The organism is Parasphingomonas frigoris, assembly GCF_036663815.1.
GTDB lineage: Bacteria > Pseudomonadota > Alphaproteobacteria > Sphingomonadales > Sphingomonadaceae > Sphingomonas.
The window spans coordinates 26,526-53,242 of sequence record NZ_JAXOJQ010000011.1; the positions used below are offsets into that span (position 1 = coordinate 26,526).

Below are 26,717 nucleotides of genomic sequence, written 5' to 3' on the forward strand. Positions count from 1 at the left end.
TACTCATCCGATTGTCCCCTTTGTCCCGGTTGGCCTCGCCGCGCGCATGGACGCGTGGAACTCAGCGCGTTGAAACAGTAGGTCAAGATCTTCCCGGCTCACATCGAACGTCTCGCCGAGGTCTGTGAGCGCCAAGTCGATGTCTTCGGGATGCGGCATGCCCAATCCGGACGCTGCAAGTTCATGACCCACGGTCGAGATCGGGCGGTGCGGATAGGAATGGCCGGAGGCCCTGTGGAACGCGATGCCGGTCACGATAAGGATAAGCGAGTTAATACCGACGGGCACGAACGGGAAAGCGTAACCGGCGCCCAGCACCGCAGGGCCTCCGATCACGGCCGTCAGGGCGGCAGCCCCGCCGGGCGGATGCAGACAGCGGAGGAGCGACATCGCGAGGATCGCTCCGCCCACGGCAACCCCGACGGCCAAATACGGTATGGGCACGAAGTAAGCCGCAGTCACACCAACCAGTGCCGAGACGACGTTACCGCCCACGACCGACCAGGGCTGTGCCAATGGGCTTGCCGGTACGGCGAAGACCAGCACCGCGGACGCGCCGATTGGCGCCACCAGCAACGGGAGCGGTGCCCATCCGTGCAGGGCCGTCGCGCTCACTAGGCTCGTCAGCGTAACGCCGATCACCGCGCCGATGCACGCGAGAAGCCGATCGCGCAGGGTCGCACCAGCGAGGATGGGCACAAAAGGCAGCGACAGCTTCATATTTTCAGATCACCTATCTGGACGATCAGGCTTCGACCGGGACGTGGATGACCGGTCTTGCTAGGTTCGGTCGACCTCTGCGCGCTTGCGGGCGCTCCGGACCTTGAGCAGGTCATGGCGCGAGAGGATGCCGAGAACCCGATTGGTGCCCTCCTCGACAATGGGAATGCGCCCGACCCCGCTCTCGACCATCAAATCGGCAACTTCGCCGATCGGCGAGTGTAGGTAAGCGATCTGCTGCGATGAGTCGGATAGCGCTTCGGCAAGCGACGTATCCGGCAGCTCACCTCCTACCTGCCAACGCAGAGCATCGGACCTGGACACCATCGCAACCAGTCGTCCACCCTCGTCCACCACGGGATATGTTCGGTGCGTCGCGCCGTCCCCGAAATAGGCCACGGCATCCTTGATCGACATCGCCCCCGACAGAACGGTGGGATCGGGTGTCATCACCTGCTCCGCTTGCAGGAACTCGTGCGGATCGACCGTATATTCCTGGAGAATGTGGCGGCCGCGCCGAGCGATTTTCTCGGTGAGGATCGACCGGCGCATGATCAGGACGCTGATCGCATAGGCTCCGGTCGCAGCGGCGATCGTCGCCGGCAAGGCGTCGAAATGGCCAGTCAGCTCGACCGCGAACAGCGCGCCGGTTAGTGGCGCGCGCATGGCACCGCTCATCATCCCCGCCATGCCGACCATCGCCCAGAACCCTACCGACCCGGGCAGGAACTGCCCAAGCAGGGCACCCAAGGCACCGCCCATGATCAGCAAGGGCGCAAGAACGCCGCCCGACGTTCCCGAACCCAGTGCGACTAGCCATACGATCGCCTTCACGACCAGCAGTGCCAGGATGACCCGCACCGCCAATGATCCGTCAAGCAGTGCCTGGATGTTTGAATAGCCCGCGCCAAGGACGCGGGCGTCGATCAGGCCTCCGATCCCGACGGCGATACCGCCCAGCGCCGGCCACCACATCCAATGCACGGGCAGCCGGTGGAACGCGTCCTCGACGCGGTAGAGTAGTGCGGATAGCAGAGCCGCCTCTAGCCCGACCAAGACGCCCATGCCCAGTGCCAGGCCTCCGGTCGGCCACCACGCCTGCACGGGTGCCGCCACGAACGGAAAGAGCGGTGCGGCCCCCAGCAGCATGGGCCGCCAAGCAAATGCCACCAGCGTTCCGATGACCACGGGAACGAAGCTACGGGGCTTCCACTCGAATAGGAGAACCTCGATCGCCAGCAGGATCGCGGCGATCGGCGTACCGAATATGCCGGTCATGCCGGCCGCAGCACCGGCAACCAGCAGGGTCTTCCGCTCGGCCGCGCTCAGATGAAAGCATTGAGCGAAGAGCGATCCGATCGCACCACCGGTCATGATGATCGGACCTTCCGCTCCGAACGGACCCCCGCTGCCGATCGAAATCGCCGAGGACAATGGCTTGAGGATCGCGACCTTGAGCGACAGGCGGCTTTCACCGTAAAGGATGGCCTCGATCGCCTCGGGGATCCCGTGCCCCTTGATCTTTTCCGAGCCGAAGCGCGCCATCAGGCCGATCAGCAGACTACCGATGACCGGTATCGCGACGACCGCCAGGCCGACATGCGCGTTCACGATCTCAGCGGGTGCGGCCGATATCCTGCCGAACCAGAAGAGGTTGGTGGCGAGCGCGATGAGCTTCAGAAGAACCCAGGCTCCGAACGCAGCGCCGGTGCCGACGACGACAGCCGCTCCGGCGAGCATGATCATACGCCAGTCGGCGCTATGATCGGCAAGCCGCCTGGGTTTTGGAATATTGATTGTGGAAGCCGTCATGCACACTCGCCATCTCAGGAACGGCAAACACCTATATCGTGACACGATATACTTCAACGCTTAGGACGTAATTGATGATCGATCGGGATGAGCTGACTGACGCCGACTATGCCGCGCTCGCGGATTTTCGGTATGCGCTTCGGCAGTTTCTGGCGTTTAGCGAACGCGGCGCGGCAAGCTGCGGTCTGACCCCTCAGCAGCACCAGGCGATGCTCGCCATCCGGGGGGCTGCGCACGCGAACGTCAGCGTCGGCTACGTCGCCGAGCGTCTGGCCTTGAAGCCGCATAGCGCGACCGGGCTGGTAGATCGTCTGGAGACGCTTGGCCTGGTCACACGTCGGCCATCCCCCGACGACGGCCGACAGGCCTTGCTCGCACTGACGCAGAAGGCCCAAACGCTTTTGCGGGAGCTATCGGAGACGCATCGCGAAGAGATCGTGCGGCTTCGGCCCATGCTGACTGAACTGCTCGCACGCGTGGATTAATCCAATTTGCAAATCACTCCAGTTGCGACATGTATCGCAATGCGATATATATTGCGCATCAAGGAGTCGGCGAGATGCAGTTGATTCTCATGGTGGTTGAAGCGATCGGCCTGGTCGTAGGTAGCCTTGCGGCAGCGGTGCTGCTTTGCTGGTTTCTCTGGTACGCGTTTCGGCTCGTGCTGCATCCGGAATGGGGCGTATCGGTAGTTCTGATGCTGCTTTTGCTCGCCTTCGCGGGAGAGCTCCCGAAAAGCCCATTTCTGGATATGACATTGACGTTCGCAGTGGTCGCCGCGGTGCCCCTTTGGTTCGCGGGGCGCGCTTGGCGCAAGGAAAGCCCACAGCACTTGGTCAAGCCGCCTGAGCAAGGCGTCGCACCTTCACCCAGCAAAGCGACCGCACCGACAGAAACCGTGCTTTCGCCTCGATTGTACCCCGCGATCACGGCTTGCATCTGTGAAGAGCGCTCGCCAACGCGCGAGGAAATCCATGTCGTCGCTTCGCGGCTTTGGAGAGAAGGGTTTGCGCAACGCTTTGGCTCGCAGACCATGCCAGCGAGTTTCGCTGCGCGACGAATGCTGGTGCGGGCCGCTACCGCAGCCTTGATTGGCCGGGATGTAGAAAGTACGCCTATGCAGGGTGCTGTAAGGCTCTGAATAGCTTCGACCGCGGCACTCCGTGTCTGCCTGCGCGGCTCGCTAAGGTTAGAACCCCGCTTCAAAATGTCGGCTGCCAAGATCGCTACCCGTCCGGTTATGACCGCATAGGACAGTTGGTGCCAATAAAGCTCAATGTCCAGGCTACCGTGAATCTGTGTCCGAATAATGCACAGGGGCCGACATGGCTACCATCGGAAACTTCACCGCGACCGACGACGGGTTCACCGGCACCCTCGCAACCCTCACCATCAAGGAGACGGTCAAGATCGTCCGCATCCAGAAGGACAGCGAAAAGGCTCCGGACGCCTGGGTTTACGCCGGCACCACCGAGCTCGGCGCGGCCTGGTCGAAGACCTCGCGCGAGGATCGCTCCTACATGGCCATGAAGCTCGACGATCCGAGTTTCCCCACCCCGATCTATGCCAACCTCGTCGAAGGCGAGGACGGCAGCTTCAACCTCATCTGGTCACGCTGAGAAGAAGCGCGGGCCGGGGCGACCCGGCCCTCGCCTCCCTCCGATCGTAAAGAGCTGGTTCGAAGAGGGTACTGCAGGCGTTCGGTCCGGTTGACCGACTGCCGACCCGCAAAACCCCTCATCTTTGTGTCTACAAAAGCAGCATCAGCTCGAAGGCTTCAATTCTGATTCCACGAGTTTCCGGTAAGGGAACAAATATCCTGACGCTCCGTTCGTTCGATGAGGCAGAAATTATTTAAATGCATGTTGTAAACGAGACGGCAGAGGCCCGCCCGGCGATCCTTTTAGTGGTTGAGGATGAAATGTTCATCCGGATGTTGGTCGCTGATGTCCTCCGAGATGCGGGCTATGAAGTTATCGAAGCCATCAACGGCGATGAAGCGCTCGACATTCTCAGGGCGGGGGTGCTGGTCGATCTCGTTCTGAGCGATGTGCGCATGCCAGGCTCTACCGATGGGTTGGCGCTGTTAGCATTCGTTCGGCAAAATCTTGTCGAACTGCCCGTCATCCTTACCTCGGGTCACCTTCCGCCCGAAATTGCGCTTGCTGAGGGTGCCGTGAGTTTTCTGGCAAAGCCATATCAGTTACTGGATGCGCTTGCCGTCGTGGAACAGGAAGTCTCAAAATTCAAATGAACGCTTCGACCGTATCTTTCAGCATTACACCGGCCATCTTGATCGTCGACTCCGATATTATTTCACGCCACGTAATCGCCGACTACCTCCGGCATTGCGGTTATGCCGTCGTGGAAGCATCCACGACCGAAGAAGCTATCACGGCTTTGGGCGAGGCTTCGCTGGGTATCGACGTAATTCTGTGTGATGTCGGTGCGGTCGGCTCTCAGCCGGCTTTTGGACTGGCGCATTGGGTTCGGAGCCATCAGCCCCAATTGGAGGTTCGTCTCGCTGGAAGTCTCGCAGGGGTTGCAAACACCGCTGCAGATCTTTGCGAAAGCGGACCCCATTTGAACAAGCCTTATGAGCCAGAAGCAGTTGTCGACTACGTCAAGCGACTGCGCGCAGCGCGGAACCGCGCGAAAGAACCGTCATAAAATATCGGCGCTCAAACACATATGCACCGAGAAGCGCCCGAACCACGTATGGTGGCGGACCAAGAATCTCGCATGGGCTGAAGCCTGTCGTGTTTTGGTCGGTCGCCTTCCGGTCGGGCATTGCCACGACCCAGTTTCGGACGCTCACGCTGCCTTTAGCATGTGCCCGAACCAAACGGAGCGATTTCGAGGGCTAGTTGCAATCGGATGGTCGATTCAACATAACGAAGAGAACTTTAGATCGGCAACGCCGAAATTAAGAAAATCGTAAATCCTAATGTTCCGTCAATGTTTCATATGGAAAGCAGTACAGGGTAGATCGGCCAGCCGGCGGTCCGCTGCCCGGCGGCAGGCCTCAGGATTACATCAAATGCTTCAAATCACGCATCTCATCCTCGCCTAGCTTGACTGTTTGCCAAGCGGGCCGGATTGCCAATTTCGTCTTGGGCGACAGATCGATGTCCTTCATCGCGCCTTCGTGGCGGGCAATGCCCGGTGACCGCGAACGCCGCGACGCTCTTCGCTAAGTGATAGCGGTCCGGTGGAAGCGAGCCGCCCGCGCCATGCTCTTGCTTTCGGCGCTGACGGCCCTGCCGTCCGCGGGATTAACTTCGTCCGGGCGCGTCGCGCTTACGTTCGACGACCTGCCGGTCTTCGGAAAATTCGAGTCCGCGGCAGATGGTGCCGAGGTCACTGACCGTCTGCTCGTAGGTATGACGCGGCACCGCTGGAAGGTGACCGGATTCGTCAACGAGATCCAACTCGAAGCCGCCGACCGTCAGCAACGCATCGCGCTGCTACAGCAATGGCTCGACGCCGGCATGGACCTCGGCAACCACACCTTCTCGCACCTGTCTCTGAACACGACACCGGTCGACGCTTACATCGCCGATGTCGCCCGCGGCGAGATGGTTACATCCCCGCTCCTTGCCGCCGAGGGTCGCCGCGAGCGATGGTTCCGATATCCCTATCTGGAGACGGGCACGACCGTGGCGGCACGCGCCACGCTCGAGGACTGGCTACGAAGCCGTAGGTATTGGGTGGCCCCGGTCACGATGGAAAATAGCGACTGGCAGTTCTCGGCACCCTACGATGATGCAGTCGAGCGCGGGGATGCGCGCGGGGCGGCAGCCATAAGGCGCTCATACCTTGCGTTCACGCGGAGGATCGTCGGTTGGTATGACTGGCAGGCCGCGCGTTGTTCGGGCGCCAGCCCGCATTCGTGTTTCTGCTCCATGCCAGCCGGCTTAACGCAGCCGGCCTAGAGGGGCTTGCGGGCATCCTGCGTGCCGAGGGGCTGAGGGTCGTGTCGCTGGACGCTGCCATGCGCGACCCCGCCTATCGCACGCCCGATCAATATGTTGGGCGCGACGGCAACGAGTGGCTGGAGCGCTGGTCATCGACCCTACACCGCGACCTGCCGTTCGAGAGCATCCCTGATGCCCCAAGTGCTATTGCCGCGAGCGACATGAGGCTGGAATTGAAGGAGGTTCCGCGCGCCGTGTCGCCACTTAGCAGCGACATACCCGTAACGCCGTAGTGCCTTATAGGCGGCCCCTCGCGCCGCGCTCGCGAGATTGCCTCATCGAACAGCTTTCGCGACACGGCGACAATAACGACGATATGCGTCCGGGCGCGCCACCGCGTTCGGACAGCTTCTTCAGCGGCAGCCATATTCGGGACCTCGTCGCCGGCCAATAGGGGATTCGGCTAATTCGACAGTGTGGGGTGCGGAGGGGTCGATCATGTTGTGGGCTTTGAAACAAGAACACTCACCGGAGATTTACCGTCACCACCCGACTCGCGAGCTCAGCGATATTAGGGTATGGGCAAGATGCAGACAGGGAGGGATCCATGAACGCAAACAAGGCACTTTGGGAGAAGGGCGACTTCACGCGGATAGCGGCACGGCACTGGCGGCGTCGATCGGGATCAAGAGCGGTCAGAGTGTACTGGATCTCGGCTGCGGAGACGGAACTACCGCGGTACCTGCCGCAAGCTCGGAGCGGACGTGCTCGGTGTCGATATTGCGAGTAACCTTGTCGCAGCCCGCAACAGGCGGGCCGCAGCCGAAGGGCTGAACAATCTGCATTTCCAAGAGGGCGACGCTTCGCACCTCGATGATATCGAGAATGATCGGTTCGACCTCGTCATTAGCATCTTCGGTGCGATGTTTGCGCCGTCGCCCTCAGACGTCGCGAAAAAGATGGACCGCGTGACTCGGCCGGGCGGAAGGATCGTAATGGGAAACTGGATACCCGGCGATCCGACGCTCGTCGCGCAGGTGCTAAAGATCAGCTCGGCCTACTCGCCACCGCTGCCCGCCGGCTTCGTCAGTCCGATGCTTTGGGACAAGGAGGACGAGAAGGTCGCACGTTTCCAAGTCGCCGACATCGAATTGAGCTGCATCTCGTGTAGCCGAGATACTTACGCCTTCGAATATCCAGGCCCGCCCGCGGCGTTCCTGAACGATTTCATCCAATTCTACGGCCCGACGATTAACGCGGTTAAGTCGGCCGAGAGCAACGGCCGCGCCGAGCAGCTGAAGAGTGAGCTCCTCGCGCTGTTCGAACAGCAAAATCACAGACCCGTCAACGATGTGACGGCAATATCGGCAGCGTTCCTCCGTGTGACCGTGCTGGTCAAGTGAGGGCGACCTGTGTGTGCGAGCTACCGGTGACTCGGTGGGCCGCGAGATCGCTTGCGCTCGCCAAGTTAAGCACTCCCAACCACGAATATTCGGGCTCAAAACCCAATGCGGGTTGGTTGATCAATCAGATTCTTCAGACTGGGATCTCGTCTCACGGCAGCGAGATCTGCAGCATGGCCTTCCAGGGCCGTTGCTCTCGCTCAGAAAACATGAAGCAACGGAGCCGCCGCGCTGGCTTGGGAGCTAAGAGCGCGGCGGCCCACCCGAACCATCGTCCGTGGTGATCGAAATGTAATCCCATGGGCGATCATGCGCCAGTCCAATGATCGCTTTCCACTTGCTGCCCGCGAAGATTTCAGGAAGATCGCGGACGCATCGACAGATCGGTCGAGCAACTCTCTAGGGGATGCAAATGAACAAGAAACTCGTGCTCGCCGCAGGCTTCTGCCTGCTGTCGCTCACCGCGTGCGGTCACAAAACCGCTGCTGCCGACAACGTGGCCGCTGTTACCGACAATGCCGCGGACAAGATGGACGCAAATGCATCTGCAATCCGGGATACCGCCGACGCTATGGGTGGCAACACCGAAGTCGCGATGGACAATCGCGCTGATGCCTTGAACAACAAAGCGGACGCGGTCCGCGAGGCTGGCGAGAACAAGGCGGATGCCATGGACTCGGCCGCCAAAAAATAACGCCGCACCGAGTAGCGATGAGGTGCGAAATCCGCGCTTCATCGCTACCAAGTCGTGGCGAACCGCGAGACGATTTGTTTCTTCGGACCTGCTACCGGGCGGCCACGCCGGGTCCAAGGCCGCATAGATACGAACGCTGCGACCCCACTATGGCGCGTATCTCGTAACCGCGGCGCGCGTTACGAAATGTGAGTAAAGCCGCTCTCGAAATAACGTCCTCCCGACCGCTCGTAACCGACTGGGCTCGCAAAGTCGCATTACGGCTAACGGATCGCTCTTGCCGATGTTGCTGTTCGCTCGACCTCAGAACTTGAACCTAAAGCCAGCCTCATAGCTCTGGTCATAAAATTCGCGCTGCGTCGTCCGGTTGGGCAAGCCTTCATAATAGCGGAGCGGTGAATTGTTGAGGTTTTTCGCGTTGAAATACACGGCCATATGCTGCGTCACCTGATACGACGACGTCAGGTCGAGCTGAGTCCGCTGATCTTCGAAGGTATCGAATCCGGAAGCTCCGCCGACACCGAAGATGGCGCCATCGACATGGCTGAGCGACAGCCGCAGCTGTGCCTTATGCGCTTCGTAGAACAGGCTGAGATTGTAGGTCAGCGGCGACGTGCCCGGCAGACGGCTCGTCTCGCCCGGTCGAATGGCGAACTTCGACCAGACATAGGTCACATTGCCCAGGGCGCCGAAGCCATCAAACGGCGCCGGCAGGAAGGTGAACTTCTGGCTGTACTGCGCTTCGATGCCACGGGCGTGTGAGCTGGCGACGTTTGTGTAGGTCGTGATCGTGGTGATGCCATCGGTTATGCCGGGATAGTTGGGATCCCGGGTGACGCCGTTAATGATGTAATTGTTGAACTCCTTGTCGAATGCACCGAACGATACGATGCCTGAATTCGGCAGATAATATTCGACCTGCCCGTCAAACGCGTTAACCGTCGTTGGCTTGAGACTCGCGTTACCGACAGAAACCGCACGGTTGCCGACATCCACTGTCGCGCCGGACAGCAGTTGCAGGAAGCCCGGGCGCCCGATCCCGGTCGAATAGGTTGCACGCGCGACTAAGTTCTGCGCCAGATCGTAGCGAAGCTGCACGGTCGGGAAAAAATTGGTGTAGCTCGACTTGCGCGACGCTGGCGAGAACGAATCGACGCCCAAGGCGCTGGTGGTGCGCGTCGTACCACGATAGGTGCCGTTGGTGTTTTCTACCCGCAGCCCCGCAAGAACGTTTAGCTTGCCGAACGTGCCAGAATATTGCGCGTAGGCCGCATAGATGTTCTCGGTGTCGTTGAAAAACCCGGAGGCATTACGCACCGCGTTGGCAGCACTTGTAAAATGGGTTAGCGGCGCCAATACAGCACGAACGCCTGAGATGCTCGGAGCATAACCAACATTGTAGTTCCCGGCGTAATAGTTGGAGAACGGCCCGTCCCCAAGCACGGCAGATAACGACGTCGCCGGCACGCCCGCATAGCTCAGATTGTTCGGCTGATCGATCTTGTCACGAAAGCGCAGCTTGCCGCCAACCTTGAACGCGCCGTCACCACCAAGCAAGGTGGTAGGGACAGTCACATTGAGCACGGCCGCATATTCGCGGTCATGAGCGCGCTCGGTCGCGTTGTTCGCGCCGGTAAGGGTGAATTGTGACGGGTCGCTCGGGTTGAAGCCCGACGGCGTCAGGGTGGGATAGAGCAAGCTCGTATTGTCATAGGCGACGGTAAAGCCCGGCTGGCCGGGGCGGGTAAAGGTGGAATTGCGGTCGTAATCACGGTGATAGGTCGAAGCCGTATAGGACAGCTGGTAGTCGAGGATGACCTTGCCCAGATCGTTCCGGCCGCCCGCCGCCGTGATGAAATTGAGATGAGTCTCCTGTTCGTCACGCAGCGTAACGTGCGCATCGACGCCCGTTGCAGTGATGACGCTGCCATTGGTGGTCGTAGTGTCACCCAGGCCCCGATACTGCAGCACTGAACGGTGCACCGACTCGGTGTAGCCCGCATCGTTTGCGCGAATATAAAAGTGGTTCTGCCCGTCGGGATTCCAGTCGAACTCGCCGCCAAAGCCGAAGCGACGGCGGTTGTAGCTATAGCGCCGCAGATCGAGCGAATCGAGGATGCGGTCACCCGGAGTTCCGGGCTGCACCGCGTCAAGCAGACCGGGCTCGACATCGTCAAAGCCGCGCTTGTCGGTATGAAACGAGCCGGTCAGCACAATTGCGAACTGCTTCTCCGGGCCAAAAGCCGTGCCTGCCGCCACCTCGCCGATGAAGACGTCGCCATTCTTGTGTGCGTTCTGATAACCGCCTCCGATGGTCCCTTCGAAGAACGGCTTCGTCAAACCGACTGCGGTACGTGGTGTGAGTTCGACCGAACCGCCCAGTCCCTCGGCCTCCTGGTCTGGCATGCCGGTCTTGCGCACGATCAACCGGTCGATCGAACCGATCGGCACGGTATCGAGCTCGACGGCGCGACCGCCACCACCGAAATAGGTGCCGCCAGGCTGCGTGTTGAGCAACGTTACGCCGCCAAACGTGGTGCCGTTCAGATTGCCGTCGATGCCGCGGATGTTGACGAAACGGCCCTCGCCGGTGTCAATCGCTAGGCTGACGCCCGGGATGCGGCCAAGCGCTTCGGCGGCATTGAAGTCGGGATATTTGACGATGTCTTCCGCTGCCTGGACATTCACGAGGTTTACTGCAGCTTTCTCCTCGGCGCGCGCAGTTTGCGCTGCTCGAGTCCCGGTGACGACAATGTCGCGGCTGTCAGTTTGCGCCGCCGGTGCTGGCGCGGGCGTGGTCTGTGCTTGTGCGCTGAGCGGGGCAAGCGCTGCTAGCGCCGTCGAGAGAAGCGACAACGTCCGAATCTTCATGATGTTCATCCCAATCTATGCGTACGCTCGCCTTATCGACGGCGCTCTTTGACGCTCCCGGTGACATCGGGGTGGGGATGAATTGTTACAGCAATGGGACTTTGCGGCCTGTTTTCCTAACGTTGGCAAGAATCAATCTTCATGAGATCAGCGCAAGACCGTTTTGATGTCCCAACATTGCCGCCGAACTCCAAAGCTATACTGTCTACTTCGGCGAGTAAGCTTTATGCGCTCGGAACCACCATGCGATGGACCACCAGAACACTGCCCATCCCGACCCGGCGATCCAGCCGGCGACGACGTCAGTCGTCCAATGGACGCCCAGGTATAGGCGCGACAGACCGATCGCCGACGTGAGCGCGACGGCGCAGCACAGGATATAGACGCGAAGGCGCAAAGTCGGCACCGCAAGCGCGACCAGCCCAGCAAGTGTAAGGTAGATGACGGCCGAGTTCATCGCATGACCGCTTGGAAAACTCGCGGTACCAAAACTGGCAAGATGCGCTACGACGTCGGGACGGGGGCGATCAAACAAGAGCTTCAGCGCGGTGGTGAGGAGACCGCCGGTTGCAGACGCGGCGACGAGCAGAAGCGCGAGCTGTCTTTGGCGCGCCAGCATGAGGAAACCAGATACCATTGCCACGACAATGACGAGGGTGGCGTTGTCGCCAAGCGCAGTGAGGTCGAGCATCGCTGCCCGCAACGCCGTTTTCCAAGTCGCATCGCCCTCTGTAGCGTGACGGAGGCGCGTGAGGACAGCTATGTCGAAAGCCTTGGTGTCGCCCTCCATCACCTCCGAGCCGAGATAGAAGATGATTAGCAGCGTCAAGGCAGTCAGCGCGAACGCCAGCAGGACGACCAGCTCAGGACGCTCCCTAGCGTACGCGCGTGCCCTGCCGATCACGCCCGCTTTAAGACCAGGACGTGAAAAGACCCAGGCAGCATCACAGGTCGGCCACCGGCAGTAGCGGGGGTGCCGAACTTAGCAGTCGGTAGATAGATCGACCCCGTCTTTGGATCGAGCGCTCCGGTCCGTGCGCCGACCTCGGTCTTGACGACTCCGACATGCGTCACTGCGACGCCAGTGAGGGCGAGGATATCGAGAATGCCATCCTTTCCACAGGGGATGAACGCGAGACCACGGGCTTCATCCATGATCACCGCATCCGGCCCCGAACCGATATCGACCAGCGCCGTCAGCTGCCGCTTGTGCGCATCAACAATGGCGGCCTTGCCGTTGGCGCACGATGCGATCAGCCGGTCATGCGCTTTGTCATAGCCAAGGCCTGTGGGAGCCTTGCAGCCCGGAAGCGCGATCGTCTTGCCCGCAGCCCCGCGCGTGACGTCGACGGTATCGATCTCGTCTTTGTCCTCGTTATTAATGAACAGCGTGCCGTCCGACCCGAACGCTGCATATTCGAGCGCTGGGCTCACCTTTATGGTCTTGGTCACCTTTGCCGCGGCGAGGTCGATCACCGATACGGTACCGCTGTCGGCATTCATGACGAACGCGTGAGTCATCTTGGCGTCGAGGATAGCAGCATCGGGCTTCTTACCGACCGGAATGCTCGCGGATTCCGTGCCCGACCCGGTGTCGAACAACCGCACGGTGCCATCGGTCCCGCTCGTCACGAGGAGCTTGCCCCCGGGCAGCGGCACTACCGCGTGTCCGTGCTGCACATTACCGAGCGAAGAAACCGCGCCTGTCGTCACGTCGATTACCGTGACGGCATTGCTGCGCGCGACATAGACATGGCTGCCGTCATCATCGGCTCTCGCATAATCCCACGACCCATCGGGTCCGGCGATAGCCTGGGCCACCGAATAGGTCGGTGCCGGAGTTGCGGCGATCACGAGCGGCATGGCAGCGGCGGCGAGCAAGGCAGGAAGCGAATGGCGGGGCATTGCGGTCTCCGGGATAATAGCCAGCGCCTTCTGACCCGGCGGGTGCCGCACGTCACGTTAGGGATTGCTAATCTGCTTGGTTTTTTGACGGGCTGGCGCTGTGTTCTAACGTTGGCGGGGACTTGGGAAAGGTTATGCGCACGCGCAGCCCCGGGCTATTATCCAGGAGGTCGATGCGCGCATGATGGAGTGCGGCAATCGCAGCGGCGAGCGACATGCCCAAACCGGTGCCGGGTAGATGACGGCTACGATCAAGTCGGTAAAAGCGGGAAAGAACATTGACGCGTTCCCCTGCCGGAACGCCCGGGCCATCATCGCTGATGGTCGCGATGACACTGTCGTCCATGCGTTCCAGCTTACTGACGATCAGGCTGCCAGCGGGGGTGTGCCGGATTGCGTTGTCGATCAGGTTCGTCAGCATTTGTGCGAGCAATTCCGCGTCTCCCGCGACGACGAGCCCAGGCTCATGCTCCGCCAGCAGGGTCTTGCCGTCATCTTCTGCCACCGGCTGGTGAGCTGCCACCACGTGCCCGATGACCTCGCTCAAATTCACGGGGCGAAAATATTGTCGGCCGTCACCCCCTTCCAGCGTTCCGATCCTCAGCAATGCTCGAAAGATCGCAAGGATTTGATCGGTCTGGAGAACAGCGACATCAATTCCCGTTGTGTAGTGGTCGATACTATTTGCCTCTCGCGTCGCCTCGAGTTGCTGGCGCAGCCTGGTCAACGGTGTGCGCAGATCGTGCGCGATGTCGGTCGTCACTTGGCGCAAACCGTCCATCAACGCGCCGATCCGATCGAGCATAGCATTGAGGTTCGACGACAGAAGGTCGAATTCGCGGCTGATCCCGATCGTCGGCAGCCGTTCCGCGACATTACCTGCCATGACCCGACCGATCGCGTCGTTGACGCGGTCCAGCCGCCGCATGAACAGACCCCCGAGTAGATACCCGCCTAGCAGCACGAACATCGTGATGAAAACCCCGGCGAAGAGCGTGAAGCGATCAAGCCCGCGGCGTAGTTCCTGAACGTCGTAAGTATCGGTTGCCACGACCAGCACGCCTCCCTCGGGCATTGGCACGCCAAGGCTCTTCAGCATTTCGGGGCGGGCGTCCGCTTCCTGCGGATCGTCCAAAACCTCTACCTCGCCCCACCCTATCTTAGCGTTGCTTGTGCCGATATGGTTTACGAGCAAGCGCCCCCGGCGATCGGTCAGTTGGTAGCGAAAGGCCTCTTCACCGCCAGCCCTCCGATGCAGAGCGATCGCCTGGAGCAGGTTGGACCGACCGCCCTCGCGATCCTCGCCCTGCAGGATGGCCGCTTCGCTCTTCAGGCCTCCATCGGTCGCTTCAACGGCATAGCGTGAGATCGAGCGTTCAACGACGGCGAGGAGCAGCGCGGCGCCCGCCCCAAACACGAGTGCGAGAAGCAATGCGAAGCGAAAAGCGCCGCTGCGAAAACCGCTAAGCCAGCGCATCGAGACTATAACCCGATCCGCGGATCGTGTGGATCAGCTCCCGCTCGAAGCCGCGGTCAACCTTCGACCGCAATCGACTCATATGACTCTCGATTATGTTGGTTTGCGGATCGAAATGGAACGACCAGACATTTTCGAGCAGCATCGAGCGCGTCACGATCTCGCCGGCATGGCGCATCATATACTCGAGCAGCTTGAACTCCTGTGCCTGAAGTAGGATCTGCTGCCCGGCCCGTTTGACACTGCGCTTGATCAGATCGATTTCGAGATCAGCGACGCGGAGCGCGGTCACGACGTCAGTCGAAGGCCGTCGCCGTAACAGCGCGTTCACGCGCGCTATGAGTTCGATCGCAGCGAACGGCTTGACCAGATAGTCGTCGGCCCCAGCGTCGAGTCCCGCGACGCGATCGTGCACGCCATCGATCGCGGTTAGAAACAGGGCCGGCGATCGAACCCCGGCTGCGCGGAGTGCCTTGAGTACGCCAAGACCGTCGATGCCGGGTACCATGCGATCGAAAATCAACACGGCGTACTCATTGCTCGAGCCGAGAGAGATCGCGTGGCGCCCGTCGCTGCACACGTCAACGACATAGCCGGCGACGACCAGCGTGCGTTCCAGATGCACCCGTGTGGCGTCGTCATCCTCGAGCAGCAACAGCTTCATGGCATCCTCTCGAGCATCTGCGGTTGTGCAACGACTAGCCAACGGCTCGCTGCAGCGAGCAAGTTAGGGATAAACACCACCCGGATCACCTGCGGCGCATGTCATAGGGCTGACTGCGTCACGACCATCACCCCCATCGGACATACCGATTGTCCGCATCGGATGCTTAAAGAACCTGGGTCAACGCCACCGCTGCCAGGACCAAGAACCTTCTCAAATCGCTTCCTCCTATCGACTGTGGTCAGCTCGGCGCCGCGTCAGCGCCGCGATCATCGCCGGCAAAAACAGCAACACGAGGGGGACCGACGCGGTCAACCCGAATATGATTGCAGTCGCAAGCGGCTTCTGCAGGCCAGAACCGCGACTCATCCCGAGCGCCAGCGGCAACAACGTCAGGATTGCGATCAACGCCGACATCAGGATCGGCCGAAGACGTTTACTGGCCGCCTCGCGGAGCGCACCAAGGTCGACCACCTTGTCTCGATCGATCTCGGCGAACAGGAAAATAATGAGCTCCGTGACCATCCCGATTACCATGGTCAGCCCCATCAAAGCCGAGATGTCGAGTTCAATACCCGTTACCCATAGCCCCATCAGCACTGCTGCTGCGGATAGCAAGACAGTAACGAGGGCGGACAGCGTCCAGATCAAACGCTCAAACAAGAATGTCAGAAGCAGCGCGGTCAGCAAGAGCGCGGCGGCGAACACCATCGAAAGATCAGAGAAACTTTGCTGTTGCTGGGCATACAATCCGCCATATTCGACGCGGATCGAACCCGGGAGGTTCAGTGCGGCGACGTGGGATCGCACCTCCTTCATGGCAGAACCTAAATCGCGTCCCTCTAGCCGCGCCGTAACCGCAATGAACGGGGCAAGGTCTTCGCGGGTCAATTGCTTCTGCCCAGCGCTGATCGATATTTTCGCGACCTGATCGACCCGAACGGCATGCCCGTCGGGTGCTGTAAGGATCAGACGGCCGAGTTCCGATGCGCGAGATCGCAAATCGGCCGGTGCCCGAATTCTCACATCCACCAATTGCTCACCGATCCGCACTGGGGTTGCTGTAGTACCGCCGACCAACGCCTGGAGTTGGGTTGCTACAGCATCAGGATCGAGACCCTGAAGCGCCGCAGACGCGGGGTCGACCGTGATGTCGATCGCATCGCCGGAGACACGCAGGCCATCGACCACCTCGACCACACCCGATATGCCGCCGATAGAGGCCCCTACGCGCTTGGCCGCCTGTTCCAGCGCCGCGGGATTCTCGCCGAACAGTTTCACCTCGATCGGCTGCGGCACCGCGGTGAGATCGCCGATCAGATCCTCCATTAGCTGCGCGGTTTCGATCTGGAGGCCAGGAACCTGAGCGTCGATCTTCTGCCGGACTTCGGCCATCACCACATCGATTGAACGGCGCGAACCACGCTTCAGGCGGATGAAGTAATCTCCTTCATCTGCCTCGGTGAGGCCTCCGCCAAGCTGCAGGCCAGTGCGGCGGGAATAGCTCGTAACTTCAGGCGTCGATGTGATGATCGTCTCTACCTGACGAAGCAACCGATCGGTATCTGATAGCGCAGCACCCGGTTGCGCCTTGTAGTCAAGGATGAACCCTCCCTCATCCATGTGCGGCATGAACCCTGATGGGACGTGGCTCCACGCGGCATAACCAAGGACCGCCATTCCAATGCCCAACAGTGCTGCAAACAGTCGCGGTTTAGCGAAGCTACGGTCAGCCGCGCGCGCATAACCACGATCGAGGCGGCTCATGAACCCTCCGGCTTTTTCGGCAGCCTCGGCATCTTTCTCCCGCAGCCAATAGGCGGACGCGAGCGGGATTACGAAGCGGGCATACAACAGCGACAACGTCAGCGCGGCGACCATGGTCAGCGCAAGCGCCTTGAAGAAGCCGCCAGTCACTCCGCTGATGAGGGCGAGTGGCAGGAAAACCACGATCGTTGCCGAGGTCGAACCAAACAAGGGTGAGCTCATCTCGGCTGCCGCTGCTAGGATCCCCTTTACCCCTTTCGCCGTTCCCTCCTGCATGCGGCGCATGATGTGTTCGAGCATGACGACGGCGTCGTCGACGACGAGGCCAACTGCCGCTGCCATACCGCCGAGCGTCATCATGTTGAAGGTCATGCCGGTCGCGAGCAGGATGAGGCCCGTGCCCGCCAGAACAGCGGGCAGCATCAGGCCCGTGATGACCATCAGCCGGGCCGAGCGCAAGAATACGAACAACACAACGCCGGCCAGCACTGCGCCCAAGAGGATTGCGTCCCGTACTGCGTTTGCGGCACCCGTCACGAGTTCCGACTGATCGTAGAATTGAGTGACTTTGACGGATGGAGGCAGGCCGAGCGTGGCAAGCCGAGCATTGACCTCATTTACGATCTTCGTCGTGTCGCCGTTCAGCGCCTGACGAACGTTGACCAAAACGGCGCGTTGGCCACCGGCGGTGACCAGGGTATAGCTTGGCGCTGTCGAGACACGGATGTTGGCAATTTGTCCCAACGTTGAAACGCCGACGTCCGGTTGGTTTGGAACACCGGTGACGCGGGATCCCGCCTGGGAAGTACCATTCGGCGCGCTCGCCGCCTTTAGGGGGGTGGCGGAAATGTCGGCGATCGTCGCCAACCGGTTTTGCGCCAGTACGAGATAGAGCCGATGCCGATCCTCGATACGACCGACCCCGCGAACGTCGTTCGCTTTGGTCAAAGCGGTCACCACATCCTGCAGGCTCAACCCCAAGGCCTGCGCTTTGGCGGGGTCGATTACGACCGCGAACTCGCGAGGGCTTCCCCCGAGCACGTCCACGCCTGCGACCCCACCAACGGCCGTCAAAGCAGGCCGTACCGTCAATTCCGCGATTTGTCGCAAGGCCTCCTGATCGAGACTCTTCGACGTGAGCGCAACTCCAAGCACCGGAAAGATGGTCGGATCGGAGCGGCGAACGTCGAACCTGGTGCCGGCCGGCAGATCGGGCACTACAGTGGCCAGCGCACTCTGCGTCGCGAGCGTCGCCGACACCATATCGTGGCCCCAGGCGAAGTTAAGCGCGACCTCGGCGGTCCCACGACTGGTTGTCGAACGGATTCCGGAAACGCCGGGCACCGCGCGCAGCGCGATCTCGATCGGCCGCGTGATCTGCGCAGTCATCTGCGCCGCGTCACGTTCACCGGCGTCGATCGACACGACAACCCGCGGGTAGTTGATGAACGGAAATAGACTGACCGGAAGCTTTATGGCGGCAGCCACGCCGCCGAGCGTCAATAGGATCGCGGCAAGCCAGAGCGCGCGCGCATGAAGAGCGATACCTCTCTTCACTTCGTGCGGACCTTCATGCCGTCCTCGAGCGCCGTCCCACCATCGGTCACGACCCTGTCGCCCGAGCTGACGCCCTTGACGATCGCGATGCGATCACCGCCGGTCGGCCCGGTCTGGACGTCATGACGGTGGGCGATGCCGCTCGCGACCACGAAGACGTATGGCTGGCCGCCATCATCGAGCAACGCTTGATAAGGGATGGTCACCGCGCTGCTTTGGGTCTGCGTGGCAACATCCCCCTGCAGCACCTCGCCAGAGCCGATGCCGAGGGACGGAGGCAGAGTCGTGAACACAGATTCAAGGCGGGTGTTCGGGTTTACGACCGGATCAATCGACTGGATCGGCACGGACACGGTCACGCGGCCCTTGGTGCCGGCGATTTTGATCTGTGCACCAGGCGACAAGGTTCTTGCGACCGTGGGATCGGCCCCGAAGCGCGCACGCAGACCGCTCCCGTTCGTGATCATCGCGATTGACGCCCCCGCCTGAACGAGATCACCGGGATTGTTGGCGACACTCGCGACATACCCTGCAGCGGGGGCGGTCAGCGCCAGGCTAGCTGCACGACCGCGCAAGCTTGCCAGCGTTACGTCGGCACTCTGCGCCGCAGCCCGCGCCGTTTCCACATCGGCGTCTCCAACCAGTCCGTCTTTACGAAGCCGCTGCGCGCGAGCGTAGGCAGCATCGGCGGCGCGGGCATCCGCAGAGGCCTTTGCGAGGTCGAGGCGGGTATTAGGTGCCGGAGACAACTGAACGACCAGTTGACCGCGTGTGACCCTGGTTCCGACTGGCGCCACGATGCGGGCGACGATGGCTTCAGTCGGTGCCGACAACGCGATGCTTCCGCCAGGTCCCGCCTCCGCGACGCCGTAGAGCTTCACGGTCTCGGCAATCGAGCCCTGCGTCGCCTGCGCGAGCGTGACCAAAGCAGTGGGAGGTGCCGCTTGGTCGGCGCTGCTGTCGCTTCCGGAGCAAGCAGTGAGAAAAAGGCCGACAGCGGGACCGAGCAATTTCAGATTCATGGCCATGTCTCTTTCGGTGTTCCCGTCAGCAGTTCGAGCGCGATCGTCTGCTCTTCGATGTCCTGCGTGGTCTGCGCGAGCAGCGTCTCCTGGTCGCGCAGCGATTGCGCGGCGGTTTGGGCAGTGGCGGGCGGCAGATCGCCACGTTTCCCGGCACGCGCAGTTGCGACCTCGAACCTTTCGAGCGCCGGCAGCCCCTTGAGCACCGTGTCGCGTTGCGACCGGGCGATCGTGATTCCTCCCACTGCTGCTTCTATCTGGGCGCGGGTCTGAAAGACGCGGGCGTCATATTCAGCCCTCAGTGCTTCTCGCGTCGCGCGTTCCACCGCGATGGCACCTCTGTTGCGGTTCCACAGCGGCAGCGTGAAATCGATGACTGGTCCGAGCAACTGGTTGCCGGCCGAATCCCGGTTTGCATTGACGCTCAGCGCAAGCGTTGGAAACTGGTTTAGAATGGCAAGCCGCACAGCCGCCTCCTGTGAAGCGTAACCCGCCTGAAGCGCCTGGAGATCGGCCCGCTCGCGCAAAGCGACCGCAAAAAGCGCCGAGGGCGAGACCGGTTGCTTGGGGAGTGCAAGCGGTGCCAGCTCCAGCTTCGTTGCTGGCGGGAGACCCAGCAACCGCGTTAGTTCGTAACGCGCCGCGGTGAGGTCGCGTTCACTCGTACGGACCTGTTGCTGGGCGCTGAAGGCTGCGAGCCGCGCGGCTTGCACCTGCTCCGCGCCGATGTCGCCGCGCCCCGCTGCTCGCAACGTTCGGTCGAGCAAAGATGTCGTCGCCGCGAAGCTTGACCGCGCGAGCTCATAGATCCGCTCCAGACCTGCGATCCTTACGACCTGGATCCGCGATTGACCGACGGTTTGCCACTCTGCCCAAGCGAGATCCAGTCGGACCTGCCTTGCTTGCGCGCCCGCTGCGGCAATGCGCGCACCGCGCGTGCGAAGCGCGTTGATGTCCTGTCCCAGGGCTCTTGTCAGGTCGAGGAGCGGATCTGGTCCGCTTAATACCTTGCTCGCCCCTATACTGAGCGTCGGATCGGGCATGAGGCGCGCTACAAACACCTGCGCGTCGGCAATCCCTGCTCGCACGCGCATCGCCTTAAGGTCGGGATTGGCGATTACCGCAATGACGCCCACCGCGTTGAGATCGAGCGGTTGCGATAGGTCGATCGACGTCGGTTTTAGATATGGTCTGTCGATCGTCGTCGCGTCGTGAGCCAGCACCGCCTTGATCGAAGCAAGCGAAAGGTCATTTCCGCCAGCCAGGGGCAGCGGCACAGGATGGTAGGCGGCGCAGCCCGAAGCCAGTAGGGCGAAGGAACAGGCGAAATGGCGTTTCATCGTTCGAGCAGCCTCGGCAAGATAAGTGTGACGCGCAGCCCTGGCGCGTTGTCGGACAGAGTGACGCCGCCTCCATGCAACATCACGATGGCGGATACGAGATTCAGACCCAGACCGTTGCCAGGCGTGGTCCGGCTGGCATCTAGTCGTACGAAACGGCGCAGTATGCGGTCATGGTCCGCCACGGCGACACCCGTTCCAGTATCGGAGACGATGATGCTGGCTGACGCTTCGTGGTGCACCATCTCGATCGTGATCTTCGTTCCGGTCGGCGTATGGATTTGCGCATTTTCAAGGAGATTGATGATCGCCTGCGCCAGCAGTTCCCGATCCGCAGCGATGAAGACCGAACCTTCGATGGTGCACCGAAGAGTGCGTCCGCCGTCAACGACCGCAGGTTCACAGCTTTCGCAGACGTCCTGAACCAAGGCGACGAGATCGACGGGTGCAAACGATTTTATCAGCTCGCCGCCTTCGACTTCCGAAATCCGCAGGATCGCGGCGAACAAGTCGAGCAGATCATCGCTTTCCCGAAGCGCGGCCTGAATGGCCGTCTGCTGTGTTCCGGGCGGCGTATCGTCCGCGAGCGCGCGCTCAAGTCCATTGCGCATCCGGACCAGGGGCGTCCGCAAATCGTGCGCGAGATCGCTGGAAACCTGCTGCAAATTTTCCAGAAGAAGCGCGATGCGGTCGAGCATCGCGTTCAGCGATGCAGAGACAGCGTCGAACTCGTCGTTGCGCGCGCTGACCGGCATCCGCTGGCTGAAATCGCCGGCCATCACGGTGCGCGCGGTCCCGCTGATCCGGCCGAGCCGATGGCGCAGATAGCCCCCAAGGATCAAAGCTCCTGCGGCGCCGGCTGTCAGGACAAGAACGAATGCGCCGCCGAATAGTACGAGGATCGTATGGTCGATTCGCTCCAGCGCTTCCGTATCCGCGGCCACCATCAAGGTGATGTTTTCGGGCAGGTTCGTGGCTAGGGCTCGCGCCGGATCAGACCCCTCTTCGGGATCGACAAAGACAATGTCGTGCCACCCTGAGCCCTTCGGTCTGGTATTCAGGCCGCCGGCGATGCGCTTGCCTGCCCCGTCGAAGAGGGCGTAGCTGAACGAATTGGTCGGATGGCTGGCTTCGCGCGCATCGATCCGCTCGCGAAGATCGCCGAGGCCCTCGTTGCGATAGTCCCGCAACAGCGACGCGGACTCCTCGGCGATTGCGGCATCCTGCTGCTGCCTGAAGCTTCGATCGGCCGCCAGGAAGACGATCGCCCCCAAAACGGCCACTAGCAACGCGAACCCAGCTGAATAGGTGAATGCGATCCGATACGCCGCACTGGAGCGACGTTCAGGCATCGGTGCGTATCCTGTATCCTATACCGCGCACAGTCTCGATCGGATCGAAATCGAAGTCGAAATTCAACTTCGCCCGCATGCGGCTGAGGTGGCTATCGACGATATTTGTTTTGGGGTCGAAATGGTACCCCCAGATCGTCTCCAGGAACATAGTCCGGGTGACGATACGCCCAGCGTGACGCATCAGCTGCTCCAGCAAAGCAAATTCCCGTGGCTGCAAGGCGATGTCGCGACCAGCGCGTTTCACGTTGCGGCCGAGAAGATCCAGCGTCACGTCGCCCACGGTAAAATGCGTCTGCGGCTCGCGGATCGTAGGGCGGCGGGCCAGCGCCGCGAGGCGGGCAGCGAGTTCCGAAAAGGCAAAAGGCTTGACGAGATAGTCGTCTGCGCCCGCATTGAGTCCGCCAACACGGTCCGCGATTCCACCAAGAGCAGTCAGCATGAGGACCGGGGTCAAGATGTCCGCAGCCCGCCATCGCTTCAGGATTTCGACGCCGTCCATTCCAGGTAACATTCGGTCAAGGATCGCGACCTCGAAGACTTCCACCGAACCAAAATGCAATGCATCCAACCCCGACCGGACGCACGTCACGACGTGGCCGAGTTCGCCGAGCGAATGCCCGAGGAACTCGGCCAAATCATCGTCATCTTCTGCGATCAGGACGCGCATCTGATCGCGGCCTCGACGAAGGGCAAAGTATTAGTCCTTTTCATTCAGACCTTCAAATTTGTCTTCGACGATGCGTCCAGTATTGGCGTCCACACCGATTTCGTGGATGCGCGTTCCCTGTCGAATGTCGAACGAATACCGCCAGCCGCCACCTTCCTTTTCATATTCAGCATCGGCGATTTTTCCGGGTGCCTTGTTGAGCGCGATCGCGCGCGCTTGCGCCATCGACAATTTAGCCGCTGGTTTGTTCGGTGCAGCAGTGGCCATGGCGGGAACCAAACCTGCAGCAGCGGCGGCCATGGCGAGGAGAGGAAGCTTGTTCATTTTAGGTCCTTTCTCAAGTTGCTCTTGGTCGAGCACCTCGGATTGGTACGCCACCTTACATTGCGCCATTGATGCGGCCGCGTTATAAAAACCCAATGTTAGATTCGTTGGACGCTTTATAGTCGTGGATCAGGCACATCGATCACGGTGGGGCGTCAATGGAGGGAACCGCAGGTGCACGCCGAGCGCAACCCTGGTCCTCCTCGTCGGGGCCAACCTGCTCATCGTCGTCGGTCGGGGTGGGCTGCGCGATCACGTGCGAAGCTCGGCATGGTACTGGCGGGCAGCCGGGGCTTCCTCACGTCACCTAACCTGCTAAGCAATCGACAATTGGACAGTCAGGCCGATCATCCCCCTGGCAGGCTTGGGCGAGATGGATGAGCGAGCGTTGCATCTCTTCCAGCGCTTGAGCCTTACGCCCCAGCTCGGCCGCACGTGCTTCCGCCAGGGCCTTCACCTCGCCGCTAGATCGCTCGCGATCGGACCACAGCCCGAGCAGCCTCCTAATCTCCTCGATCGGAAATCCCAGATCACGCGCGTTGGCAATGAAGCGAAGGCGGTGAACGTCGGGGTCGGCATAGTCGCGGTAGCTCCCCCGCCTGGGCGGCGCGGGCACAAGGCCAATCTTCTCGTAATGGCGGATCATGCGCTGCGAGACGCCGCTGGCATCTGATGCCGCTCCGATGTTCATAGCTTCACCGTGTTCAGCCGCAGCGCATTGAGGACCACGGTAAGGGACGAGAGCGCCATCGCCGCGCCTGCCAGCATCGGCGAGAGGAGGATGCCCGCCACGGGGTAGAGCACTCCGGCCGCGACCGGCACGCCGATCCCGTTGAACAGGAACGAGAAGAACAAGTTCTGACGGATATTCCGCATCGTCGCGTGTGCGAGCTTGCGGGCACGCACGATCGCCGAGAGATCGCCGCGCGTGAGCGTTATGCCGGCGCTTTCGATCGCCACGTCCGTTCCCGTACCCATCGCCAGACCAACATCGGCCGCGGCGAGCGCGGGAGCGTCGTTGATGCCGTCGCCGGCCATCGCAACCTTGGCATCGCTCGCCTTCAACTCGCCGATGATGCGCGCCTTGTCCTCCGAGCGCAGACCGGCGCGCACGTCGTCGAGTCCGCCCACGGCGCGCGCGACCGCATCGGCGGTCGTTTGATTGTCACCGGTCAGCATGATGACGCGAAGCCCCTGCTGGCGGAGCGCGGCAATTGCCTCTCCGGCGTTGGCGCGCACCGGATCGGCGACCGCTAGCAAGCCGGCAAGAGCGCCATCGATCGCCATCAGGATGACGCCTGCACCCTCGCCGCGATGACGATCGGCATCGGCATCGAGCGCCTTGGGATCAGCGCCAATCCGACGCATCTGCTCGGCGTTCCCGATTACGACCGAACGGCCATTGACCTTGGCGCTGACTCCTAGACCGGTTTGCGAGGCAAAGTCCGTGACCGTGCCAAGCTGTAATTCTCGATCCTTGGCAGCAACGACGATCGCGTGTGCGAGCGGGTGTTCCGATTGCCCTTCAACCGCGGCAGCGAGGGCGAGCATGTCGTTCTCTACGATGGCGTCGATCGTCTGGACCGCAATCAGCTTAGGCTTGCCTTCCGTGAGCGTGCCGGTCTTGTCGATGACCAGTGTATCAACTTTCTCTAGCCCTTGTAGCGCCTCTGCGTTCTTCACCAGAACGCCGGCCTGGGCCGCACGGCCCGTCCCGACCATGATCGACATGGGCGTAGCGAGACCTAGCGCGCAGGGGCAGGCGATGACGAGCACGGCAATGGCGTTGAGCATGGCGTGGCCCATGCGCGGCTCAGGACCGACCAGAGACCACACCACAAACGTCGCGATAGATACGAGCACGACCAACGGCACGAACCAGCTAGACACCTGATCGGCGACTGCCTGGATCGGTGCACGGCTGCGCTGCGCGTCCGCGACCATGCGAACGATCCGCGCCAACATCGTATCCGACCCGACCGCGCGCGCTTCCACGACCAGGCTGCCCGTGCCGTTGACCGTTCCACCCGTCACGGCCGCCTCAACCTCCTTGAGGACAGGGGCGGGCTCGCCGGTGAGCATGGATTCATCGACCGAGGAGCGTCCCTCGACCACCAGGCCGTCGACGGGGATCGCATCACCGGGGCGAACGCGCAGCCGATCGCCGGCCGCTACGTCGGCAAGGCTGACTTCCTCCTCGGACCCGTCTGCGCGCAGTCGGCGCGCCGTCTTGGGGGCAAGATCCAGCAGTGCGCGGATCGCGCGCCCCGTTGATGCTCTGGCGCGCAGTTCGAGAACCTGTCCGAGCAGGACCAGCGCCACCACGACGCCCGCGGCTTCGTAGTAAACCGGGACCACGCCTCCGCGAATGCGGAAGGTCGACGGAAAGATGCCGGGCGCAACCGTAGCGACCAAGCTGTAGAGGAAGGCAGCGCCGACCCCGATCGAGATCAGCGTGAACATATTGAGATGGCGGGTGCTAAGCGAAGTCCATCCGCGCTGGAAAAACGGCAAGCCCGCCCACATTACGATCGGCGCGGCGAGCGTGAGCTGTATCCAAGGCGATGCGGCAGGACTGACGACATGGACGCTGAGCATTTCGGCGACCATCGAGATCGCCAGCAGCGGCACGGCGAGCACGCCCGCCACCCACAGCCGACGCGTGAAATCGACCAGCTCGGGATTGGGTCCATCATCGAGCGACGGTTCTTCCGGTTCAAGCGCCATGCCGCAAATCGGACACGTCCCCGGTCCCTCCTGGCGGATTTGCGGGTGCATGGGACACGTCCAGATAGCTCCCGGCGTCGCAGCTGGCTCGGGTTTCGGCTTGTCGCCGAGATAGGCGTCAGGGTTGGTGACGAATTTGGTCCGGCAACCGGCGCAGCAAAAATGATAGGTTTGGCCGGCGTGCTCGGCATGATGCGCCGCTTTCGCCGGATCGACCGTCATCCCGCACACCGGGTCCGTAACGGTCGCTGCGCCTGCAGAGACTTTGCCGCCCGCGCAGCAACCTCCAGCCTCAGTGTGATGCCCGTCGTGTTTGGCCGTCTCAGGAGGCCCCTCAACCGCTCCACCCGAGCAGCAGGCCACTGGCGCTGGAGAGGCAGTCGCCGCCGCAGGCTCAGTGGTACTCTGCCCAGAACAGCCGCACCCGTTGGCTTGAGACGTATGGGGATGAGGGTCGTTCATGGCGTGAGACTCCTTCTACCCGTGGGCATGTAG

General features: G+C 61.5%; 24 protein-coding genes. 9 read left to right on the plus strand and 15 right to left on the minus strand.

Annotated features, from left to right (window positions below; genetic code table 11):
• Positions 1-3: 3 nt before the first annotated feature.
• Both U1872_RS20580 and U1872_RS20585 read right to left on the minus strand, forming a co-directional pair.
• Positions 4-720: an HPP family protein gene (locus U1872_RS20580; RefSeq protein ID WP_332794767.1), complete on the minus strand. Its 717-nt coding sequence runs from the start codon at positions 718-720 to the stop codon at positions 4-6.
• 60 nt (positions 721-780) lie between these two features.
• Positions 781-2,532 (minus strand): chloride channel protein, encoded by a 1,752-nt coding sequence (locus tag U1872_RS20585; protein ID WP_332794768.1) that lies wholly within the window; start codon positions 2,530-2,532, stop codon positions 781-783.
• A 74-nt stretch (positions 2,533-2,606) separates the two neighbouring features.
• On the opposite strand from U1872_RS20585, the gene U1872_RS20590 reads away from it, so the two are divergent.
• The 9 genes from U1872_RS20590 (at position 2,607) to U1872_RS20630 (ending at position 8,546) form a co-directional block, all read left to right on the plus strand.
• A complete protein-coding gene (locus tag U1872_RS20590) occupies positions 2,607-3,017 on the plus strand; it encodes a MarR family winged helix-turn-helix transcriptional regulator (RefSeq protein WP_332794769.1) in 411 nt (136 codons plus the stop codon).
• 74 nt (positions 3,018-3,091) lie between these two features.
• Positions 3,092-3,673 (plus strand): hypothetical protein, encoded by a 582-nt coding sequence (locus U1872_RS20595; protein ID WP_332794770.1) that lies wholly within the window; start codon positions 3,092-3,094, stop codon positions 3,671-3,673.
• Between the two features lie 184 nt (positions 3,674-3,857).
• On the plus strand, positions 3,858-4,151 hold the full coding sequence (locus U1872_RS20600; RefSeq protein WP_332794771.1) for a DUF736 domain-containing protein: 294 nt from the start codon (positions 3,858-3,860) through the stop codon (positions 4,149-4,151).
• A gap of 239 nt (positions 4,152-4,390) precedes the next feature.
• Positions 4,391-4,786 carry a response regulator gene (locus U1872_RS20605; RefSeq protein WP_332794772.1) on the plus strand — a complete coding sequence of 132 codons (396 nt, stop codon included), beginning with the start codon at positions 4,391-4,393 and terminating at the stop codon, positions 4,784-4,786.
• Positions 4,783-5,202 (plus strand): response regulator, encoded by a 420-nt coding sequence (locus U1872_RS20610; protein WP_332794773.1) that lies wholly within the window; start codon positions 4,783-4,785, stop codon positions 5,200-5,202. The genes U1872_RS20605 and U1872_RS20610 overlap by 4 nt, the downstream gene beginning before the upstream one ends.
• A 563-nt stretch (positions 5,203-5,765) precedes the next feature.
• Complete coding sequence (locus tag U1872_RS20615; protein ID WP_332794774.1) at positions 5,766-6,467, plus strand: polysaccharide deacetylase family protein; 702 nt, start codon at positions 5,766-5,768, stop codon at positions 6,465-6,467.
• Positions 6,468-6,526: 59 nt separating this feature from the next.
• Positions 6,527-6,742, plus strand: a complete 216-nt coding sequence (locus tag U1872_RS20620; protein WP_332794775.1) for a hypothetical protein — start codon at positions 6,527-6,529, stop codon at positions 6,740-6,742.
• 471 nt (positions 6,743-7,213) lie between these two features.
• A complete protein-coding gene (locus tag U1872_RS20625; protein WP_332794776.1) occupies positions 7,214-7,852 on the plus strand; it encodes a class I SAM-dependent methyltransferase in 639 nt (212 codons plus the stop codon).
• A gap of 412 nt (positions 7,853-8,264) precedes the next feature.
• Positions 8,265-8,546 (plus strand): hypothetical protein, encoded by a 282-nt coding sequence (locus U1872_RS20630; RefSeq protein ID WP_229839588.1) that lies wholly within the window; start codon positions 8,265-8,267, stop codon positions 8,544-8,546.
• Between the two features lie 303 nt (positions 8,547-8,849).
• On the opposite strand, the gene U1872_RS20635 is transcribed toward U1872_RS20630, so the two are convergent.
• From U1872_RS20635 to U1872_RS20695, 13 genes are all read right to left on the minus strand, one after another.
• The gene (locus U1872_RS20635; RefSeq protein WP_332794777.1) at positions 8,850-11,417 is read right to left on the minus strand and encodes a TonB-dependent receptor; all 2,568 of its coding nucleotides are present in this window, start codon (positions 11,415-11,417) and stop codon (positions 8,850-8,852) included.
• Between the two features lie 205 nt (positions 11,418-11,622).
• The gene (locus tag U1872_RS20640) at positions 11,623-12,321 is read right to left on the minus strand and encodes a phosphatase PAP2 family protein (RefSeq protein ID WP_332794778.1); all 699 of its coding nucleotides are present in this window, start codon (positions 12,319-12,321) and stop codon (positions 11,623-11,625) included.
• On the minus strand, positions 12,318-13,322 hold the full coding sequence (locus U1872_RS20645) for a YncE family protein (protein WP_443025425.1): 1,005 nt from the start codon (positions 13,320-13,322) through the stop codon (positions 12,318-12,320). Before U1872_RS20645 ends, U1872_RS20640 begins: the two co-directional genes overlap by 4 nt.
• A gap of 67 nt (positions 13,323-13,389) precedes the next feature.
• Positions 13,390-14,799 (minus strand): sensor histidine kinase, encoded by a 1,410-nt coding sequence (locus U1872_RS20650; protein WP_332794780.1) that lies wholly within the window; start codon positions 14,797-14,799, stop codon positions 13,390-13,392.
• Entirely contained in the window at positions 14,786-15,463 is a 678-nt protein-coding gene (locus U1872_RS20655; RefSeq protein ID WP_332794781.1) for a winged helix-turn-helix domain-containing protein, read from the minus strand. The genes U1872_RS20650 and U1872_RS20655 overlap by 14 nt, the downstream gene beginning before the upstream one ends.
• 228 nt (positions 15,464-15,691) lie before the next feature.
• On the minus strand, positions 15,692-18,787 hold the full coding sequence (locus U1872_RS20660) for an efflux RND transporter permease subunit (protein WP_332794782.1): 3,096 nt from the start codon (positions 18,785-18,787) through the stop codon (positions 15,692-15,694).
• Positions 18,784-19,809, minus strand: a complete 1,026-nt coding sequence (locus tag U1872_RS20665; protein ID WP_332794783.1) for an efflux RND transporter periplasmic adaptor subunit — start codon at positions 19,807-19,809, stop codon at positions 18,784-18,786. Before U1872_RS20665 ends, U1872_RS20660 begins: the two co-directional genes overlap by 4 nt.
• On the minus strand, positions 19,806-21,149 hold the full coding sequence (locus U1872_RS20670) for a TolC family protein (RefSeq protein WP_332794784.1): 1,344 nt from the start codon (positions 21,147-21,149) through the stop codon (positions 19,806-19,808). The genes U1872_RS20665 and U1872_RS20670 overlap by 4 nt, the downstream gene beginning before the upstream one ends.
• Positions 21,146-22,501: a sensor histidine kinase gene (locus tag U1872_RS20675; protein WP_332794785.1), complete on the minus strand. Its 1,356-nt coding sequence runs from the start codon at positions 22,499-22,501 to the stop codon at positions 21,146-21,148. Before U1872_RS20675 ends, U1872_RS20670 begins: the two co-directional genes overlap by 4 nt.
• The gene (locus U1872_RS20680) at positions 22,494-23,171 is read right to left on the minus strand and encodes a winged helix-turn-helix domain-containing protein (RefSeq protein ID WP_332794786.1); all 678 of its coding nucleotides are present in this window, start codon (positions 23,169-23,171) and stop codon (positions 22,494-22,496) included. The genes U1872_RS20675 and U1872_RS20680 overlap by 8 nt, the downstream gene beginning before the upstream one ends.
• Before the next feature lie 30 nt (positions 23,172-23,201).
• Positions 23,202-23,495, minus strand: a complete 294-nt coding sequence (locus U1872_RS20685) for a PepSY domain-containing protein (RefSeq protein ID WP_332794787.1) — start codon at positions 23,493-23,495, stop codon at positions 23,202-23,204.
• Positions 23,496-23,802: 307 nt separating this feature from the next.
• A complete protein-coding gene (locus U1872_RS20690) occupies positions 23,803-24,186 on the minus strand; it encodes a MerR family DNA-binding protein (protein ID WP_332794788.1) in 384 nt (127 codons plus the stop codon).
• Positions 24,183-26,684 (minus strand): heavy metal translocating P-type ATPase, encoded by a 2,502-nt coding sequence (locus U1872_RS20695; protein ID WP_332794789.1) that lies wholly within the window; start codon positions 26,682-26,684, stop codon positions 24,183-24,185. Before U1872_RS20695 ends, U1872_RS20690 begins: the two co-directional genes overlap by 4 nt.
• Between the last annotated feature and the right edge of the window lie 33 nt (positions 26,685-26,717).